Source organism: Rhodopirellula sp. JB055 (assembly GCF_043100905.1).
Lineage (GTDB): Bacteria > Planctomycetota > Planctomycetia > Pirellulales > Pirellulaceae > Rhodopirellula.
The window spans coordinates 1-18,621 of sequence record NZ_JBICHO010000149.1 but is presented as its reverse complement, the minus strand read 5'-3'; the positions used below and the strand labels follow the sequence as shown (position 1 = coordinate 18,621).

At 57.3% G+C, this 18,621-nt stretch carries 12 protein-coding genes; 10 read left to right on the top strand and 2 right to left on the bottom strand.

Translation table 11 applies throughout. The features are described from left to right. Positions 1–1,130 (bottom strand): radical SAM protein (locus ACF8AM_RS06275; RefSeq protein WP_392554803.1); only part of this gene is annotated, 1,130 nt, incomplete at its 3' end. 179 nt (positions 1,131–1,309) lie between these two features. Here ACF8AM_RS06275 and nirD point away from each other — a divergent pair. The 8 genes from nirD (at position 1,310) to ACF8AM_RS06235 (ending at position 13,692) form a co-directional block, all read left to right on the top strand. Then, on the top strand, positions 1,310–1,630 hold the full coding sequence (gene nirD, locus ACF8AM_RS06270; protein ID WP_008670484.1) for a nitrite reductase small subunit NirD: 321 nt from the start codon (positions 1,310–1,312) through the stop codon (positions 1,628–1,630). Positions 1,631–1,704: 74 nt separating this feature from the next. After that, positions 1,705–4,611 (top strand): PD-(D/E)XK nuclease family protein, encoded by a 2,907-nt coding sequence (locus ACF8AM_RS06265; protein WP_392554802.1) that lies wholly within the window; start codon positions 1,705–1,707, stop codon positions 4,609–4,611. Beyond that, positions 4,608–7,382 carry a UvrD-helicase domain-containing protein gene (locus ACF8AM_RS06260; RefSeq protein WP_392554801.1) on the top strand — a complete coding sequence of 925 codons (2,775 nt, stop codon included), beginning with the start codon at positions 4,608–4,610 and terminating at the stop codon, positions 7,380–7,382. The genes ACF8AM_RS06265 and ACF8AM_RS06260 overlap by 4 nt, the downstream gene beginning before the upstream one ends. A gap of 405 nt (positions 7,383–7,787) precedes the next feature. Beyond that, positions 7,788–8,498, top strand: a complete 711-nt coding sequence (locus ACF8AM_RS06255; RefSeq protein WP_392554800.1) for a hypothetical protein — start codon at positions 7,788–7,790, stop codon at positions 8,496–8,498. Between the two features lie 419 nt (positions 8,499–8,917). After that, positions 8,918–9,997, top strand: coding sequence for a DUF1559 domain-containing protein (locus ACF8AM_RS06250; protein WP_392554799.1), 1,080 nt, complete (start codon positions 8,918–8,920; stop codon positions 9,995–9,997). 1 nt (position 9,998) lies between these two features. Next, entirely contained in the window at positions 9,999–11,585 is a 1,587-nt protein-coding gene (locus tag ACF8AM_RS06245) for a PQQ-binding-like beta-propeller repeat protein (RefSeq protein ID WP_392554798.1), read from the top strand. Then, positions 11,582–12,847: a hypothetical protein gene (locus ACF8AM_RS06240; protein WP_392554797.1), complete on the top strand. Its 1,266-nt coding sequence runs from the start codon at positions 11,582–11,584 to the stop codon at positions 12,845–12,847. Before ACF8AM_RS06245 ends, ACF8AM_RS06240 begins: the two co-directional genes overlap by 4 nt. Positions 12,848–12,891: 44 nt before the next feature. Continuing rightward, positions 12,892–13,692 (top strand): DUF4198 domain-containing protein, encoded by an 801-nt coding sequence (locus tag ACF8AM_RS06235; RefSeq protein ID WP_392554796.1) that lies wholly within the window; start codon positions 12,892–12,894, stop codon positions 13,690–13,692. A gap of 399 nt (positions 13,693–14,091) precedes the next feature. Here the strand turns inward: ACF8AM_RS06235 and ACF8AM_RS06230 are convergent, their stop codons facing one another. After that, positions 14,092–15,864: an Ig-like domain-containing protein gene (locus ACF8AM_RS06230; protein ID WP_392554795.1), complete on the bottom strand. Its 1,773-nt coding sequence runs from the start codon at positions 15,862–15,864 to the stop codon at positions 14,092–14,094. Positions 15,865–16,324: 460 nt separating this feature from the next. On the opposite strand from ACF8AM_RS06230, the gene ACF8AM_RS06225 reads away from it, so the two are divergent. Further along, on the top strand, positions 16,325–16,888 hold the full coding sequence (locus ACF8AM_RS06225; protein WP_392554794.1) for a flavodoxin family protein: 564 nt from the start codon (positions 16,325–16,327) through the stop codon (positions 16,886–16,888). Between the two features lie 87 nt (positions 16,889–16,975). Beyond that, entirely contained in the window at positions 16,976–18,346 is a 1,371-nt protein-coding gene (locus tag ACF8AM_RS06220; protein ID WP_392554793.1) for a Gfo/Idh/MocA family oxidoreductase, read from the top strand. The last annotated feature ends 275 nt before the right edge of the window (positions 18,347–18,621 follow it).

Here is an 18,621-nt window from a genome sequence, read left to right as displayed (position 1 = left end):
AGCAATTCGGGTAGTGTTCGCAACTGGTCGTTGACTCGCAAGCTCGGCACGCTGATGTTCACGTCCAGAGGCACGAAGACTTCATGCAACCGTTTCACCAGTTCGGCAAAGTGCGGGTAGTCACTGCTGGAAAGCGACAGAATGCTGATCTCGTTGAAGCCAGTGCTGCGATAGCTTTCCAACGCCGCGTCGACGATCGTGTCGACCTCTCGAATTCGCAGCGGCCGTTTGATCACAGTGCTTTGACAGAACCGGCACAGGTGCGGGCAACCTCGCATGATCTCGATCGCGATTCGGTCGTGCACGCAGTTGACGTACGGCACAATGGGCTCGGTCGGCAACGGCATGCCATCCAAGTCACTGATCACGCTGGGGGCGATTGTCTCCGGCACGTCATCGCGAGTTCGAACGATCGATCCAATTCGGTTGTTGTCAGAATACTGAGGCTCGTAGAACCGAGGCACATAAGCAAACGCCAATTGCTGAGCCACGCGGGCCAAGGCGTCTTCGCGTTGCTTCCGGCCTTCTTCACCAGTCACGAATGTTCCGTCAGGCAAGCGGGCCTCTTCACGAAGGCTCAGCCACAACTCGCAAACCTCCGGCAGCGCCGGTTCGCCGTCGCCGGTCACCATGACATCGAAGACGTCGGCCATCGGCTCCGGGTTTTGACAACATGGTCCTCCCGCAACCAACAATGGATCCGCCATCGTCCGGTCAACGGCGTCGAGCGGGATCCCGCCGAGGTCGACCATCGTCAACACGTTGGGCGAGCTGATTTCGTACTGCAGCGACAATCCAATGACGTCAAACTCATTCAGAGGCGTGAACGTTTCCAGCGTGTAGAGCGGCAGGTTGTGCTCACGCAGCTTGGCCTCCATGTCCGGCCAAGGCATGAAGACTCGCTCAGCACACCAATCGTCTCGCCGATTGATCATCGAATACAGGACTTGCAGCCCGTGGTGGCTCATCCCGATCGTGTACGCATCGGGAAATCCAACGGCGATTTTCCCTCGCAATTTCCGATGGTCTTTGACGATGATGTTGCGTTCCCCGCCAACATACTGAGCCGGCGTTTGCACGTGAGGCAAAACGCGAGATTCGAGTTTTCGTCGGAGTTCGTGATGAATCATAAAAAACTGGCACCAAAGACGGATCGAGTGGTCAAGCGACAACCGGGTGTCCATTAAAGCGAATCCGGCCGCCGGAGTCATCCTCAGCCTCATTGGGGAATTCGCTGGCGTGGGATAAAACGGAGGATCAGTACGCTGAGCGGCGAAAACGCAGTCCAAATTGAACCGAGAACGAAAAAATGAGCGAATACGAAAGCGTCGGCAAGGTTTCCGATTTTGAAGACAACGTGGGCAAAGCGGTGCCGGTTGACGGCCGAATGGTCGCGGTTTTTCGCAAAGGCGACGAATGGTACGCGATTGACGATCTGTGTCCCCACATGGGTGCGTCGCTGGCAGAGGGTCACGTCGAAGACCACTCGGTGACTTGCCCCTGGCACGCTTGGCGATTCTGCATCAAAGACGGCACCTGGGAAGACAACCCGCGAACCAAAGTCGACTGTTTTGATGTCAAGGTCGAAAACGACGAAGTTTGGGTGCGAGAAAAACCTGACGCTGAATAGCACTGCGTTTCCCCCGCATTTGACGCCAGCGCTCTCTGCTCGCCCCCCCACCGCGAATTTAATATTCAAACCGAATGACGCACACACTCTTTCTGGGATGGAACCAACCGCTGCTGGTCTCAAGCCTGCAGTGGCTGAAAGAAACCAACGGGCCGAAAACCAAAGGCGACTGGAATTTGTCGCACTTGGATTTGGTGTTCCCCTCCCGCCGTGCAATCGACCGCATGAAGGAGCTTTTGCAAGCCGAGGCCAACGCGGCGAAGCAAACCGTGGATCTCCCGCGAATGTTGACGGTCGGCGACCTGCCCTCCAGGTTGTACGAATCCGACGCGGCGGCATTGGACTTCGAACAAACGTTGGCCTGGGCTCGGGTTCTCGCTGCGGCCAATCAAGATGACTTGAGCGTGCTGATTTCCAGCCCACCGGCGCTCGATGCAGCCGACGCTTGGCTGGAACTGGGTGGCACGATGCGGCGACTGCACAATTCCATCGCCGCGGAAGGTTTGACCTACGCGGACGTGCTGGACATGTGCGACTCAGCCGGTGAACGTCGTCGCTGGCAGTTCTTTGTCGACTTGATGAAGGCTTATTTGGCGGAACTGGCTGCGGCGGGAAAAGCCGATCCCAACGAAGCCCAGCTCGACGCGATTCGCAACAACGCTTGCCGCGCAACTCGGCCGCTGGTGTTGATCGGGACCACCGACATTTCCAAACTGCTGGTCTCGATGTTGTCCCAAGTCGAATCGTCCAAGAACTCGGCTGCAATCACGGCTTTGGTGGCAGCTCCCGATGCCCACGCGAAACGATTCGACTCGTTTGGAAACCTGAACGCTGGCCTTTGGCAATCGCACTGCTTGCCTTTGCAAGACGACCAACTGATTCCCGCCGGAGACATCTCGGACCAAACTGCCGCGGTGATGGAAACGCTGGCGCAACTGGGGCAAAAGTATCGCGTCGATCAAATCACGATCGGCGTCACCGACGAATCGCAAGTCGAACCGATCGAGAACCGCTGTGATTTGCTCGGCGTCGCCACGCATCGCCACTTGGGACACCGCGTCGGACAAACCGCGGTTGGACGATTGATGCACTTGATTGTCACCTACCTGCAACGACGGACTTGGCGATCGCTGGCCGCGCTCGTCCGTCACGCCGACGTGGCTCGTTATGTCAGCAAGCACTGCCCTGACCATCCCGAATCGGAAAAGTGGTTGCGGGAACTCGATCAACTTCTCTCGTCTGCCTTTCCACGGTCAGTCGACGAGCCCCTTCCAGAAGAAGTCCAGCAATCAGAAACCGCCAACCAAATTCGCAACGTTTTGGATCAATGGTTGTCGCCGCTAATCCAAAACACCGAACCACAACCGATTCGGCAATGGAGCGAAACGCTTCAAGCGATCTTGCTCGAACTGCATGGCGAATCCGCTCAGTCGCTTCTGCCGGCGGATCCCGATGCCGCCGAAGAGTCGGAAGAAGCGGAGCCCGACACTTCGATCTCCAGAACACAGCAAGCCCTGCGTGCGGTCTTCCGATTGCTGCATCGATTCGCTGACCTCAGTCCGTCGCTCGACGAGCCGGTCGAAGGTTCCGTCGCTGTTGAGATGCTCGCGTCACGAATGAGCGAAGTGCGTTGGGTCGACGATCCCTCGCCCACCGAAATTGAATTGTTGGGATGGTTGGACCTTGCTCTCGATGACTCGCCGGCTCTCGTTGTTTGCGGATTGAATCATCCCTTCGTTCCCGAAGCCCAATCGGGCGACCCGTTCTTGCCCCAGTCGCTGCGATCGACACTGCATCAATCCGCCAACGATCGCCGCTACGCTCGTGACGTGCATGCGATGCAGCAATTGCTGACCTCTCGCGAAACGGTTCGCTTCCTGGTCGGTTCGCACAGTGCCGACGGATCCCCCACACCGCCGTCGCGTTTGCTCGCCGCGGCGACGCCCGAAGAAGCGGCCAAGCGGGTTTGTGATTTATTGACAGTTCCTCGACCCAAGATCGAGATTGAACCGATCCAGCCACCTCCTGCGGTCAGCGTTGATTCTCAAGCCTTCTTCGCTCCCCCGCCACCGGAACCTGGGCGAACGATCAACACGCTCAGTGTCACCGCGTTTTCCGCTTACCTCGCATGTCCCTACCGGTTCTACCTGCGACATGTTTTGAGGCTACGACCGCTAGATGATTCACCGTTGGAATTGGCGGCCAACCAGTTTGGTGACCTTGTCCACGGTGCTCTCGAAGAGTTTGGAAGAGGCGACTACAAGAACGAAACCGATCCCAAACGCATTGAAGAAGCCTTGATCGAAGAGCTTCACCGATACGCGACCAAGCACTTCGGCGACAACACCTCCACGACGGTGAAGTTGCAAGTTCGCCAAGCCCAACGACGTCTGAAAACCGTCGCCCTTCGACAAGCCGAACGCGCCGCTGCGGGATGGCAAATTCACGCGGTGGAAGACGCTGTCGATGAGAAAAAGATCCATCCCATCACCGGCAAACCCAAGAAGCCAACGGGCATCAACCTGGACGGCCAGTTCACGGGTTTGCGAGGACGTTTCGACCGCATCGACTATCATCCCGAAACCGGGCGTTGGGCGATTCTCGACTACAAAACACACGGTCACAAACCGGAAAAGAAACACCTTAAAAAACTGCCCGATGGATCGACACAGTGGGTGGATTTGCAATTGCCGCTGTACCGTCGTTTCATACCCGATCTCGGGATCGATGCCGACCCGGTGGATGTTGAACTGGGGTACTTCAACGTGGCCGAAAAAGACACCGAGACGCAAATCAACCTGGCCGAGTTCACTCCCGCACAATTTGCCGCCGCAGACGAATTGATTCACCACTGCATTCGCGAAATCCGAGCTTGTCACTTCGAGCCCAATCCGGACGGCGTCGAATTCGACGACTATGAAATGCTGATGAACGAGAGCGTGTTCATTCCCATGGATGACGAAACGGAGGCCTTCGAATGAGCAACCCATCTGAGCACCCCTTGTTTGACGACAACCCGTTTTTCGACGAGGACGCCAGTCCTCCGGAAGCCGAAATGCTTCACGAAGACAATCAACTTCCAGACGACGACTTGCTTCCCGACGAACTGGACTTTGTCGTCGAGTCACCGACCACGCTGCGAGAAGCCTTTGAGCCGACGTTGGTGCGTGCTTCCGCCGGCACGGGCAAAACCTACCAACTGACCGCTCGGCTGCTGAAGATTCTGCTGACCGGTGCGCCACCAGAAACAATCCTCGCGACCACGTTCACTCGCAAAGCCGCCGGTGAAATTCTTGAACGAGTCTTGATCACGCTCGGCCAAGCCGCGATCGATCCGAGCGAAAAAGCGATCGCGGAATTGCGACAACAAGTCGGCATCGAAGGCTTGCCGCGTCATGTTTGCGGGCAACTTTTCCATCGCTTGCTGCGCAACATTCACCGATTGCGCATTTGCACGCTCGACAGTCTGTTCTCCCAACTTGCCCGAGCACTGCCGTTTGAATTGGACTTGCCGCCTGGTTGGCGTTTGACCGATGAGGTCGAGGAAATCTGGTTGCGACAAGTCGCGATCGGAAACTTGATCGAATCCCTGCAGCCCGCCGAAACGGAAACTCTGATTTCCATGCTCAGCCGCGGCGACGTCAAACGCAACATCGCTCGTGAATTGATCGATGTGGTGGAGAACACGTACAACCTGGCTCGCCAAGCCGACGTCGAACGCTGGGACCAATTGAAAGTTCCTGAACTGCCTGAGTCCGCCGACATCACACGCACGGCAGGCATGCTTCGATCGGCCGAGGTCCCACAAAAATCACTCGTCAAATCCCTTGAATTCGCAGCCGACAGCCTCGAAATTCGCGAATTTGGCCCGCTAGTGGAAGCCACGCTGACCAAGAACATCGCCAAAGCACGTCTGCATGGTGAAGAAGTCAAATTTGGACGCAGCAAGTTCCCACCGGGTTTGGATCCTGAATTCGATCTGATCTACGAAGTCGCTCGGCATGAATCGCTGTCGTTGCTGCGAGCTCAGAACCACGCCACCGGCACATTGGTCGACCACTACGACACGTTGATTCAATTGGTCAAGCAAGCCCAACGAGCCCTCGCGTTTGATGACATCGCGGTTCGTTTGGCCGGCGTGTTCACGCAGCTTGACAACCACACTTTGCAAGACCGACTCGACGCCTCGATCGATCACTTGCTGCTCGATGAATTCCAGGACACATCGCCGGTGCAGTGGCAAGTCCTCCGTTTGCTGGCTCAATCGGTCACCGGTGAATCGACGGATTCATCCTCCAACGTCCTGGATCCCAAAAGATCGAAATCGTTCTTCTGCGTCGGCGATACCAAACAAGCCATCTACGGTTGGCGTGGTGGGGTGGCAGAGATCTTTGATGCCGTCGACAAGCAGATCCCGGGCATCATTTCGAAGCAGCAAGACGAGAGCTACCGCAGCAGCAGCGTGGTACTCGACGCGGTCACGGACGCGTTTCAACATTTGCCTTGTCACCCGATGGCGGAGGGATCGGATCCGCCCAACCCTGCTGACAAGGCGACTTACGAAGCCAAGGCACTCAAGCGATTCGCGAAACGTTTTCCCAAGCACACGGCGGCCAGGAAACTGCCTGGGTTTGTTCAGTTTCGGACCGCGGAATTGAATTTAAAACCGCCTGCGAACTCCGATGAAAAAACAAAGAGCAAACCATCCGCGGCTGAGATTCAAAAGGGATTGCTGGATGACGTTGCCAAACAAATTGCCGATCTGCACCACCAGTCACCCCATCTGACGATTGGCGTGCTGACTCGCACCAACAGCACCGTCGGTGCGTTGATCAATCGATTGGAACACCTCGATGTCGACGTCAGTGCCGAAGGCGGCAACCCGCTCGTCGATTCCGTTGCGGTGCGTTGGATATTGTCAGCCTTGTTGATGTGCGAACATCCCGGCGACGGTCGCTGGCGTTTGCATGTGGCGAGCAGCCCGCTCAAGTTTGTCTTGCCGCTGTCCGACAGCGATGACAAAGGCGAAGCCGCCGATCAGCTTCGAGCCCGAATCGAGGACCAGGGTCTCGCCAAAACGATCCTTTCTCTCGCGAAAGCGTTGATGCCTCACTGCGACGACCGTGAGAACGTGCGTTTGGAACAACTGGTCGAATTGGCAACGCTCTACCAACACACCGCGGACAGCCGTCTGCGAGACTTCGTCGAACTGGTTCATGAAAAACGAGTCCAGCGTCCGCGTGCGGCGGTCGTGCGAGTGATGACCGTTCACCAATCCAAAGGGTTGGAATTCGACGCCGTCTTTTTGCCTGAGATCCACAAAGCGTTGTTGGGCCCATCACCACAATGCTTGGCCGACATCCCCGAGATTGGCCAACCCGCACGCGGGCTCAGTCGTTCCGTCGGCGAAGCCCAGTGGCACTTCCTTCCCAAACGCTGGCAAGCCGTGTTTGGCGGTTCCGTTGCCGCCCGTTTGACCGAAGCGATGTGCTTGCTCTACGTCGCGATGACACGCGCTCGCCAAGGTTTGTACTTGGTGATTCCGCCCGCCGGCAAAAAAGACTTCAACAATAAAACCGCCGCCTCGCTGCTGTATCACGCCTGGAAATGCGAAGCCGACCCAACCGCCGAAGGCGAGGTCTTGTTCGAAAGCGGCGATGCCGATTGGTTTGGCGACTCAAACATCGAATCGATGGATGAAACCAAAAGCGAACGGGAAGACGTGCCAATTCGACGATTGTCGTTCGTATGATCGAAAACAACCGCGTCATCGGAAGATGAAATTCAAACGTCCCGAATCGAGTTGTTGCACCACATGAGCCAACGACGGCCCCATCCGGGGCGATGTTTGTGTTGGTCGCCATCGTTCTCGGGGCTCCCGCCCCGAGCTACTGACGCGGACTCCTCCGGAGCCATCCATGAGGCGTGGAATCGTCCCGCCCCGTGCACACAAATTCGCCCCGGACGGGGCCGGCGTGAATCAACCACCTCGATCGTCGCTACATCATGCGTGACGCGAGGTCTTCGGATTCGTCTGTGCGGCAGGTCGCCGCATTGGATTCTTCGCGTTGGTGATTGCCCTAGCGTCAGGGTTTGTTTACCATTCTCAGCGTGAGGAGCGAGCCAGATTTGGCACGCAGTCAGGCATTGACCCGTTTTGTTTTTCTTTCGACAGTTCCGATCTTCCCTGGTACGACGCGGCGTTTGCTTGACGCTGTTGTTGGTGCTGGGTTGTGGCATGGTCGGACTGCCCCTCACCGCTCCTCGCCCCGAAAAAGAGGGCCGATTCCCCTGCGAATCCTGCCCGTGCGGTTGCTCCTCGGCCGATTACTGCTGGGACAAATGCTGCTGTCACAGTGACTTAGAAAAACTGCAATGGGCAGCCGAAAACGACGTCACACCGCCAGCTTTCCTAGTCGCTCGAGTGGACGTGATGCTCAGCGAAATCGCAGATCGATCCGAGCAAGTCCCGCACCCGACCTGCATCGGCGGAAGCTGCTGTGGCCCAGACTCACCGGGTCCGCCCCCCGGGTTCGCCGCGAAGATGCGTCAGCATCGATTGAACAAGCAAACCACCGACACGTCGACTTGTTCGCACACCGAAGCGGAGAAAACGACTTGTTGTGGCGATTCCGGATGCGATCAACCGACCTCACCCTCCACTTCCAAACCCATTCGTTTGGTTCGACTGCAAGACGCTGCGAAATGTCACGGCATCGAAATGGTCTGGACGATGTTTTCCAGCGTTGTCGTGGACTTTGAAGCCTTCGAGCTGAACCTTTCCCCGCCGCCACTGCTGTTCCGCTTGCGTCTGTATGACGAACAAGCGTCGGTGGTGAGCCTCTGTCCCGAGCCGCCGGTTCCCTAACCAGCGATCTCGCGCGCGACCAATCGTTCCGCTGAACGTTCGGACGCTCGCAATCTCATATCGCATTGCAATCCGGTTCGTTGCTGCGCTCACGGTGCTGTCGCTGTAGAAGTGATGGGACTGGCGCAGAACTCACCGCTGCCGCGTTGGCGATTGAAGGCTCGCTCCTCACACCAGTGTTGTCTTCGTCCCTGACGCGGGAGCGTCCTCGCACTGCCGAGGATGACCGACTCGACGCCAGATTGCATCGATTCGAAATGCCCTTCGAACGCCACTCCACTTTCGAACGAACTGAGCTTCAAAACGGCTCCGTTGGTTCCACGGAGAAGGTGCGCGCACTCAGCAAGTTGAATCGGCATGCACACTCCGATCCATCCAACCAACAACGACTTCCCCCAACACCAAACCATTCCTCTCCAATGAACATCTCTCGACACCATTCACCGCAACGTGGTTTCACTTTGGTGGAACTGCTGGTTGTAATCGCCATCATCGGCGTCCTGGTTGGGCTGCTGCTTCCTGCGGTTCAGTCCGCCCGCGAGGCCGCCCGTCGCATGCAATGCAGCAACAACCTGAAACAGATCACGCTCGCGATGCACAACTACGAAAGCACCCACCGAAAAATCCCCGCCAACTACACGAATGGCACCAGCACCGCGGGCAATTTTTCGGTCTTCGCCCAAATGGCTCCGTTCTACGAACAAGGCAACATGCTGGACATGATCCACTTCGACCGGCCGCTGCATGTGGGTTGCTGCCCAGGACAACTCGTCTCGCCACACGACACCGCGGCCAAGACTGCGATGCCAATGTTGACCTGCCCCAGCGAAGACCATGATCGGACGTACTTCGTCACCACACTCTCAGGCAGCGGCCCAACCCAGGCTTACTCCGCCACCAACTACGGCATGAACTTTGGCACCGGCGTCGGGACGCTGTATGACTCGCGGAGAACGACCGACGGAATTCTATGGATCAACTCCAACGTCGGTTTCGAGTCGATCCTGGACGGACTGAGCAACACCGCGGCATTCGCAGAACACTTGTTGGGTCTGTCGGAACAAGCCCCCGCTGAACCCACCGAACCACACATGCGAAAACGCGTGATGATGAATGTGACCTGTGCTTTCATCAGTCGCTCGATGCCGCCTACGACACCTGGGTTCGCCGGATTCTTCCTTCCGGAAGATCCCAATGAAATGGAAGCCTATGTTCGCGGCAGCGGGCTGCATCGTGGTTGGGCCGGCCATCGCGGTGCCGGATGGATCAACGGTCGAGAATATTGGACTGGCTACTCACACTATCACCCACCGCAAAGCCTGATCCCCGACATGGGCAGTTGTGGCTGGGGCGTCTTCGGCACCCGCAGCAATCACCCCGGCGGTGTTCACGTTGCTCGTTGCGACGGCAGCGTTGGCTTCATCACCGAAAGCATCGACCTGGAAACTTGGCGAGCGCTCGGCACCCGCAACGGCCACGAAGTCATGGAGGCATTCTGAGATGAAAACGCAACCACAACCAAACCTCAATTCGCTACGCAGCAACGTCTTCGCGGTGGCGGCGCTAACATGTTCTCTGTGCATCCCGTGGCAACACGCTATCGCACAAGCTGTCTGGCCCGCGTTCTTGGGACAAGGTCGCAGCGAAACGCTGAACGCCAAGAACCTGCCGCTGACTTGGTCGCCCGGCGAAAACCTTCGTTGGAAACAAACGATCTTCGGCAAAGGCCAGTCCAGCCCCGTGGTTTGGGGCGACAACGTTTATGTCACCAGCATCCAAGGTGACATGAAAGAAACCTGCGTCGTGATGTCGATCGGATTGTCCGACGGCGAGGTGAAGTGGACTCGCGAAATCGAATCCGCCACGCCGGTGCGAGCCAACTACTTCCAAAGTCGCTCCGCACCAACGCCGGTGGTGGATGAAAATCACTTGGTCGCATTCTTTGAAACCGGCAACCTGGTCGGGATCGATCGAGACTCCGGCGATGTCCTCTGGGAACGATCCTTGACCGACGAAACCGGACCCTTCCAATCCGACATTGGGCTGGCCAGCTCGCTAGCACAACATGGCGACAAAGCGTTTGTCCTGATCGATCACGAAGGCGACTCGTATTTGATGGCCGTCAACAAGAGCACCGGTGAAACCGCTTGGAAAACCGAACGCTTCAGTCGCAAGAGTTACGCTTCGCCAGCCATCGTCCGCATCGGCGGCAAAGCACAAATCGTTTGCAGCAGCGACGGCTCCGTCGACGGGTACTCCCCCGAAACGGGCGAGCAACTTTGGACGTTCGAAGACATTGGAGCCAACACTTCCAACACGCCGCCCGCGGTGCTGGAAGACATGGTGTTGGTGGGTGCGTCCAACGGCATGCAAGACGCTCGCGCGGTCGAAGCTCGCGAATCGAATCTTTGTCTACGAATCGGCGGCGACGGAACTCGCTTCCAACCCGAGGTCGCTTGGAAAACCACCAAAGCGACAACCACCTTCGCTTCACCCATCGCACATCAAGGGCTAGCGTACTGGATCACCAACGCCGGTGCGCTGTATTGCTTTGACCTGGAATCCGGCGAACTGGTTTATCGCAAACGAGCTGGTGAGCAGTGCTGGGTAACGCCTGTCGCGGTCGGCGATCGAATCTACCTGTTCGGCAAAGGCGGCGAGACCACGGTGATTGCAGCCGGACCGAAATTCAAAGTCCTCGCTGAAAATGAGCTTTGGGACATCGACTCCATCCCTGCCACCAGCTCAGGCCAATTCGCTGGCCCTCGGGCAGAAAAAGGCGGCAGACCAGGGGCCGGCAACGAACATGGTGGACGCCCTTCAGATGCCGGCCCCCGCACGGCCTCGGCCAAGGACGAAATCACCGCTACCGACGGTGAACAGAAACCGGGCGAATCCAAACCCCGAAAACCGATGAGCGAAGAAGCCATCGCGGCGGCGCGAGAGCGTGGCGAAAATCAATTTGCCGATCCGGTTCAATACGGAGTCGCGTTCACTCACGATGCCATCCTGATTCGCACCGGAAGCGAACTGCACTGCCTCACCAACAGCGAAGCCACCTCGGCGGACAACGAGGTCTCGCCATGAGCCGATTCCGTGCGTGCGTTTTTTGGCTGCTGCTTCCGTTTGGCACTTCGCTACCAGCCCAAGCCGTCAACTGGGAAGCGGAACCGATCCGGTACAGCGATTCCGCGGCGACTCGCAACCGCGTCGCCAAACTGCAAACGGATCTGGTATCCGGACAGCGAAAACTCTCGGGCGACGACGAACTGTCACTCCTGCAATCACTGCTCGAGCAACTCGACGTTCCCACATCGTCGCAGACGCTTGTGTTTTCCAAAACGAGCTTGCAGAAACCGCATATCTCTCCGGAGACACCGCGGGCAATCTATTTCAATGACGATGTGTTCGTCGGTTATGTGCAAGGCGGCGAGGTCGAAGTCGCGGCCGCGGATCCCGATTTAGGGACCGTGTTTTACACGATGAACTTCGATCTCGATCAACCGCCGACGCTGCAACGGCAAGCCAACCGCTGCCTGAGTTGCCACGGTGGTTCGCGAACCGGAGGCATTCCCGGTTTCCAAGTTCGCTCGGTGTACCCCAACGCCGATGGCGTTCCCGTCATCCGTGCTGGCAGCCATCTGACCACCCAACGCAGTCCGCTCGCGGAACGTTGGGGCGGCTGGTACGTCACCGGCACTCACGGTGACCAACATCACCTCGGTGGATTCATCCTCGATGGCAAACGTCGTCCGAAAGTCATCGACAACACCCTCGGTGAAAATCAAACCTCGTTGCCGCCCAAAGTCGACTCGCGACGGTACCTGACCGCCACCAGTGACGTCACCGCCCTGATGGTGATGGAACATCAAATCGAAGCTTACAACTTGCTGACCAAGGCAAACTTCGTCGCTCAACATGCCGAGTGGGAAGCAGGCAACGATTCGATCAGCGACTCACATCGCGAGCGAATTGCCAAAGCCACCAAGCCGCTCGTCTCGTGCCTGTGCTTCGATGATGAATTCGCAATCCAGGCTCCTATTCGTGGATCCGGTGACTTCGCCCAGGTGTTTGCAACTCGCGGCATGTCGGATCCGCAAGGTCGATCGCTTCGCATACTCAACCTGCAAACGCGGCTCTTTGAATCACCACTGAGCTATCTGGTCGCGAGCCAAACGTTTGCCGAGTTGCCTGAAACGTTGCACGACGAACTGGCCAAGCAAATCTGGCATCGCTTCGCGGACGATCTGCCGTTCACGGCCACATTGGTCGACATCGGTCCGGCCTGGCTAACCGAACGACTTGAATCGTCCCGAACGCCAATCTCGACTCCGCTATCCGCGAATTGAACTCACTCCAGTTTCGACTCCTTCCTCAATCATCCCATCCAATCATGAACAGCCTGTATCGAAACCTGACCTTCTCTTTTGCTCTCTTGCTGCCCGCCATCGTCAGCGCTCACGACACGTGGATCCAAACCAACTCGCCGATCGTTCGAACCGGTGAGGTCGTGCACGTCGACCTGCGACTTGGAAACCACGGCAACCAACACCGCGATTTCAAACTGGCCGGATTGTTAACACTCGACTGGACCTCGATGGATCATATCGATCCCGATGGAAAGCCTTCCGATTTGAAGCCCCAACTCTTCACCTCCGCTTCGGCTGAAAAGCAAGGGTACTGGACGACGCCCGTGACGCTGACTCAGCCCGGCGTGCACCAGTTCGTTCAAAAACTCGATCGAGTCATGAACCATGGCAAGTCGATCCGCAGCATTCGAACCGCGAAAACTTTTGTGTTGGCCAGCGATTCTCTGGACGTTCCCAAGATCGATGGTCACGCACACCAGACTCCGGCAGGTTTGCCATTTGAGATCGTTCTCAACACTTGCCCGTTCGGCGAAGTTTGCGTGGGCCAACCGATCACGGTCACGGTCCTGCATCACGGCAACCCAATCCAAGACGCCGTCGTCAGCTTCATCCCCGAAGGCGAAACGTTGCAAGGCGACCGGGACCCCAACTACGAATTCGTCACCGACGAATCCGGTCACGCCACCTTCGTTCCCAAGCGGGCGACCCAATACTTGATCGCAGCCCACTACACCGCGATGGACGAAAAATCTGACGAATTCGAATTCACCAGCTACGCATCTACCATCACGCTCCGTGTCCCCAACCAAAACTGGCTGGACTGATCGCCTACGGGCCGAAAGCCCCAATCGCCCGTGCTTGGAATCCGGTTTCGCTTCGACCTTCCTTTCAAGGTCGTGGAGTTTTCAAGTACCTTGCCAATCACGCCTTGAGACCCCCGCCCGTGCAGAGGTCGTGCAGTTTTTAAGTGCTGTGTTGCCAAACGTTTCTCATCACCCTCCCCCTGGGAGGTTCGAGCGAAGCGAGAGGAGGGTCGAGCATCGGAGCCAGCGCGTAGCCCTCCCCGGCGTACGCCTGATCGGCGTTGCTCGCCCCTCTCCACCAGTTGGTGCTCGCCGGAGCACCTCGCTTCGGAGGTCCTTGAGACCGCCGACGTGGTTTGCAAAATCGACCGATCGAAGTCGCTCGGACTGGGACCAACGCTGTTCGAGCCGGGGCGTTTCTCAACGCGGCGAATTGACATGTGGTTCGAGTTTGGCCTTTTCGGCGTCTGCTTTGTCACGCCATTTTTTGGCCTCGGTTTGATCGCCAGCGCGGTCGAAGGCTTCCGCAACGACAGCGAAGGCTTCCGCGAGTACGGCTGGATCTCGAGGGTCTTCGGCCTCGCGAAGGCGTTTTGCAAACTCATCCATCTTCTGACGGACTTCGGGCAGTGCACAGATCTGTTTGCCCTCGCGAGTCGAACAACCGAACACGACGCCAGCCAGCTTGTCGTATTCCCCGAGTGTTTCCCCACCGATTGGTTCGAGTTGCAAAGTCAGGGCCAGGGACTCTTCAGCGGCGATAGTGACTTTCCGGTAACGCTGCCCCATGAAGATCGGAAGTTGATAGCCCTGGTCCTCGGCTTGGGCGAACAAGGTTTGGTTTCCCGGGGGCAAGTGCACCGTCGCGACTCCGCTTTCGTCGCTGTGATCGTAAAATGGCACGTCGTAACCGCCAACGGAATCGCTGTCCCAAGGTTCATCGATGCGCTTTCCAGTCAACCAGTCGGTCGATCGCATCAGGTATCCCCCATAAATTTGCGACCCCCAATCCCACCAAAACACATTGGGGAAACCACCGGCAAAGACGTTCGGCAGTGGCTTTCCATCGAGATCGACGACTGAGATCTCGCATCGAACCAGTGGCCCCATCTCGATCGTGATCGGCTGTTCCGCGTCGGGCCCGAACACTTGTGGACGGGTGAATGGCCGGGGGTCCGGTTTGGAAAGTTCAACGGCGATTTCGAACATTGTTCGCAATCCGCCCAGCGGGTCAGGGCTTGCTGGTTCTGGTTGAACATTGGGTTCCGTGCCGTTGCGAGCGATGAAGTGTTCGCACAGTGCGATCACCTGTAGCGTCTCGGATCGCGGGATACCGGTGAGTAAAAAGTCGCCGTTTTCATCAACCGGTGCCCACTGGGTCCAATCAAAATTGGGCAACGAATCCTTTCGAGGCGATGCAATGGCGCAAACCCGCCCAGCAACAACCGGACGTGGAACCTCGTCGCTGAGCCGCCCATGGACGCTAACCGCTGGGTGCATTGCCACCGTGAGTGCATCGTTAAGACCGGGCTGCAAGGTCAACTCGATCGGATCGCTAAACTCAACCGCTTGTTCATCGACGAGCCGGACCAGCATCCCGCGGAAGGGAGCTGGGTAGAGCGACCTGACCAGAATTTGGTCTGATTCGCGATGCAGCGAGTGGCCTGGATAATTGGACAGGTCGGATGACACGAGATGAATTTGGTCGATGTGAAAGTCAGGCGAGTTGGACTGCGGAATCAACGTGATGGAAGCCGCTCGCGTCATTTCAATTTTGTGCGGTCGATCGTCTTGCAACGGCACGTCGATGTGAACGTTGTCTTTGATGGTGAACTCGGGATGCTTGGGAGTCACGGAAACGCTGAACGTCCGAGTGCGTTCTGTCACATCGCGGTAGAACGGGTAGCGAATCGATGCGATGCCATCCTCTCCGGTTGTGGCGGGCACAGGCGGCATCTCGGCGCGGTCGTCCTTGTCTGCCCATCTACCATGCCCCTGAGCGGAACGCAGCGCCCATGGCGTCACCGTCACGCCAGCGATCGGATTCCCGTCGCGATCGGTGACATGAACTGGGAACGTCTTGGCAAGCTGGCCGCCGTTCAGTTTGGCCAAGGCGGCATCTTTGCCCGCGTCATCGGCAAACGAGATCACAGTTAGAAAGAGCCCAGCCAGAGGCAGTAGGAATCGGAGCATCAGATTCACTTTCGTGCCGAAGAAAGAAGAGTCGTTTGATCCTGTATAGCCGCATCAAATCATCGAGTCAAAATGGAATGCCGCTTCGCATGGAGCAATCCTTTATGGCCTGATTCGCTCAAGGCATGTGCGAGTAGCAAGTCTTATTGGCCGCACGTGCTGACACACTCAAGGCCCGAATCGCGTTGCTGAGTTTGCTTCCGTCACACGCGACCGTGATGAAAGAAGCGTAGCCTTGTTGAAATCCGGAGTCGCAACTCAAACGTTTTGGCGAGATCCCAAAACAAAGCCGCGACAATCCCGTGCAAACGCATGACGGGCCTACTAGGCGCCTCCAAGCTACGTTAGAATCGCATTCGGTCTCCCCTGGCCGCATAGATACTCTTCGGGTAAGACCCTTCCACTAAATCCGAAACGGGAAGGTGTCTCTCCAACTGTCCTGCCGCAAACCGAATCTCGAATGCCCAAAGTTCTGATTCTTTACCATTCGAACACTCAAAACACGCATCGAATGGCGGAATTGGTTGCCGAGGGCGCAGGGCAACTTGAGGGAGCCGATGTCCGGTTGAGAAACATCGACGACGCCGATCACACGGACCTGGATTGGTGCGACGGCATCGCGCTCGGTTCGCCCACCAACTACGGCACCCTCAGTTGGCAAATGAAGCGCTGGTGGGACGAGCAACCGATCGAAAACTGGGGCCAACGGGACGGCAAGATCGGCTGCGTTTTCACGTCGGCCGGTGCCTGGGGCGGCGGACAAGAATGGACGTGCATGGCCCTGATGTCCATTTTGATCAACTACGGATTCCTGGTCTTTGGGCTGACCGATTACACCGGAGTCAAGTTTTCCGCTCACTACGGCGCGATCTCTGCCGGCGGTCCGGACGAAGAACGAGTCCAAGAAGCGTGCCGCCGCCTAGGCCTGCGTTTGTCAGAATGGACTGCCAATATGATCGATGGTCAAAAAGAAGCTCACCCACTGAACCAAACGTACGAACGATTCAAAGATTTGGGCAAATAGCGTTTTCACTCCCATTCAAACTCCTTTCCGACTAACTTTTTCAGTTCCCCTTCGACGATTTTGTCGCACTTTCCCTCGAGGTTTCCAATGTCAGCCCGTCAAAAACTCAATCGGCGTCACTTCCTACAGACCACCGGCGCGGCCACCGCAGCGGGCTACTTTGCAGGAACCAGCAGCCTCGGAAACGCACAAGAGTCGCCCAACGAACGCCCCGTTTTCGCGACCATCGGTCTTCGCAACCAAGGCTGGACGATCACCAACAAGTCGTTCAAGTTCGCTGACTTCGCTGCGATGGCTGACGTCGACGCAAACGTTCTCGGTGACAACATCGAAAAAGCAAAGAAAGCCCAAGGCAAGGCCCCCGAGGGCTACGCCGACTACCGCAAACTGCTCGAGCGAAAAGACATTGACGCGGTCATGATCGCAGCGCCCGATCACTGGCACACCAAGATCTCCATCGAAGCCATGTTGGCCGGCAAAGATGTCTACTGCGAAAAACCACTGACGCTGACGATCGACGAAGGCAAGCTGATCGAAAAAGTTGTCAAGCAAACCGGGCGGGTCTTCCAAGTCGGAACGATGCAGCGGACTGAAAACGGCCGACGCTTCCTTCAAGCGATCGCAATGATCCGTGATGGTCGAATTGGCGAGATCCGCAGAGTCACCTGCGGCATCGGTGGAGCGACCGACTCACCGGTCATTCCCGCCATCGATGTTCCCAAAGGCCTCGACTGGGACATGTGGCTTGGCCCCACCCCCAAAGTCCCTTACCGCGCCCTCCCTGAAATGCGAAAAGGATACGGCGGCGGCGTGCCGCTCTACACCAATTGCCACTACGCTTGGCGTAACTGGTACGAGTACTCCGGCGGTCAAATGAACGACTGGGGTGCTCACCACGTCGACATCGCCACTTGGGCACTGGGTGCAGATCAATCCGGTCCGAACAAAATCACCCCCGTCAGCTACTCGCTGCCAGTGGAATACAAGGCTGGCTACCCAACCGTCAGCGACCGGTACAACTCGCCAACGAAGTTTGAAATCCTCGCCAACATGCCCGGCGACATCCCCTTGATCATCAAAAGCGAAGGCGACAACGGGATCTTGTTCGAAGGCACCAAGGGCCGCTTCTTCGTCAACCGTGGCAAGATCGTCGGAAAAACAGTCGAAGACCTGGAATCCAACCCACTACCAGAAGGCGCCATCGAAGAAGTCTACGGTGGCCCGCTCGCGGCCAATCACACGGACAACTTCGTGCAAGCCATGCGTTCACGCAAACAACCGATTTCGGATGTTTGGTCGCACAACCGAATGCTCGAGACATGCCACTTGGCCAACATCTCCATTCGCCTCGGTCGTGAACTGAACTGGGACCCAACCAAGCGAGAAATCGTCGGCGACGACGAAGCCAACTCATTCCTCTCGCGTGAAAGCCGCAAGGGTTACGAAATCGACATGTAATTGGTTGTCTTGCGTCCCGTTCATTCGGGTCAACAGAACGGAACCGAATGCCGGACCGCCCTGCAGCGGCCCGGCATTTTTTTTGGTGTCTGGCGATTAGCTCTCGAGCCGTTTGGGCGTTAGCCCAATGGCACTTGCTTGACGAATTCACCCTTCCCCTGGGAGGGTCGAGCGAAGCGAGGGGAGGGTCGAGCATCGGAGCCAGCGCGTAGCCCTCCCCGGCCCGAAGCGGGCCGCCCCACCCTGAGAGGGTGAAGTAAGTGCCATGGAACGTT

Excerpts from the sequence above, each read along its gene's own strand:
- nirD (WP_008670484.1), top strand. The coding sequence starts at position 1,310 with ATGAGCGAATACGAAAGCGTCGGCAAGGTTTCCGATTTTGAAGACAAC.
- ACF8AM_RS06265 (WP_392554802.1), top strand. The coding sequence starts at position 1,705 with ATGACGCACACACTCTTTCTGGGATGGAACCAACCGCTGCTGGTCTCA.
- ACF8AM_RS06260 (WP_392554801.1), top strand. The coding sequence starts at position 4,608 with ATGAGCAACCCATCTGAGCACCCCTTGTTTGACGACAACCCGTTTTTC.
- ACF8AM_RS06250 (WP_392554799.1), top strand. The coding sequence starts at position 8,918 with ATGAACATCTCTCGACACCATTCACCGCAACGTGGTTTCACTTTGGTG.
- ACF8AM_RS06245 (WP_392554798.1), top strand. The coding sequence starts at position 9,999 with ATGAAAACGCAACCACAACCAAACCTCAATTCGCTACGCAGCAACGTC.
- ACF8AM_RS06240 (WP_392554797.1), top strand. The coding sequence starts at position 11,582 with ATGAGCCGATTCCGTGCGTGCGTTTTTTGGCTGCTGCTTCCGTTTGGC.
- ACF8AM_RS06235 (WP_392554796.1), top strand. The coding sequence starts at position 12,892 with ATGAACAGCCTGTATCGAAACCTGACCTTCTCTTTTGCTCTCTTGCTG.
- ACF8AM_RS06230 (WP_392554795.1), bottom strand. The coding sequence starts at position 15,864 with ATGCTCCGATTCCTACTGCCTCTGGCTGGGCTCTTTCTAACTGTGATC.
- ACF8AM_RS06225 (WP_392554794.1), top strand. The coding sequence starts at position 16,325 with ATGCCCAAAGTTCTGATTCTTTACCATTCGAACACTCAAAACACGCAT.
- ACF8AM_RS06220 (WP_392554793.1), top strand. The coding sequence starts at position 16,976 with ATGTCAGCCCGTCAAAAACTCAATCGGCGTCACTTCCTACAGACCACC.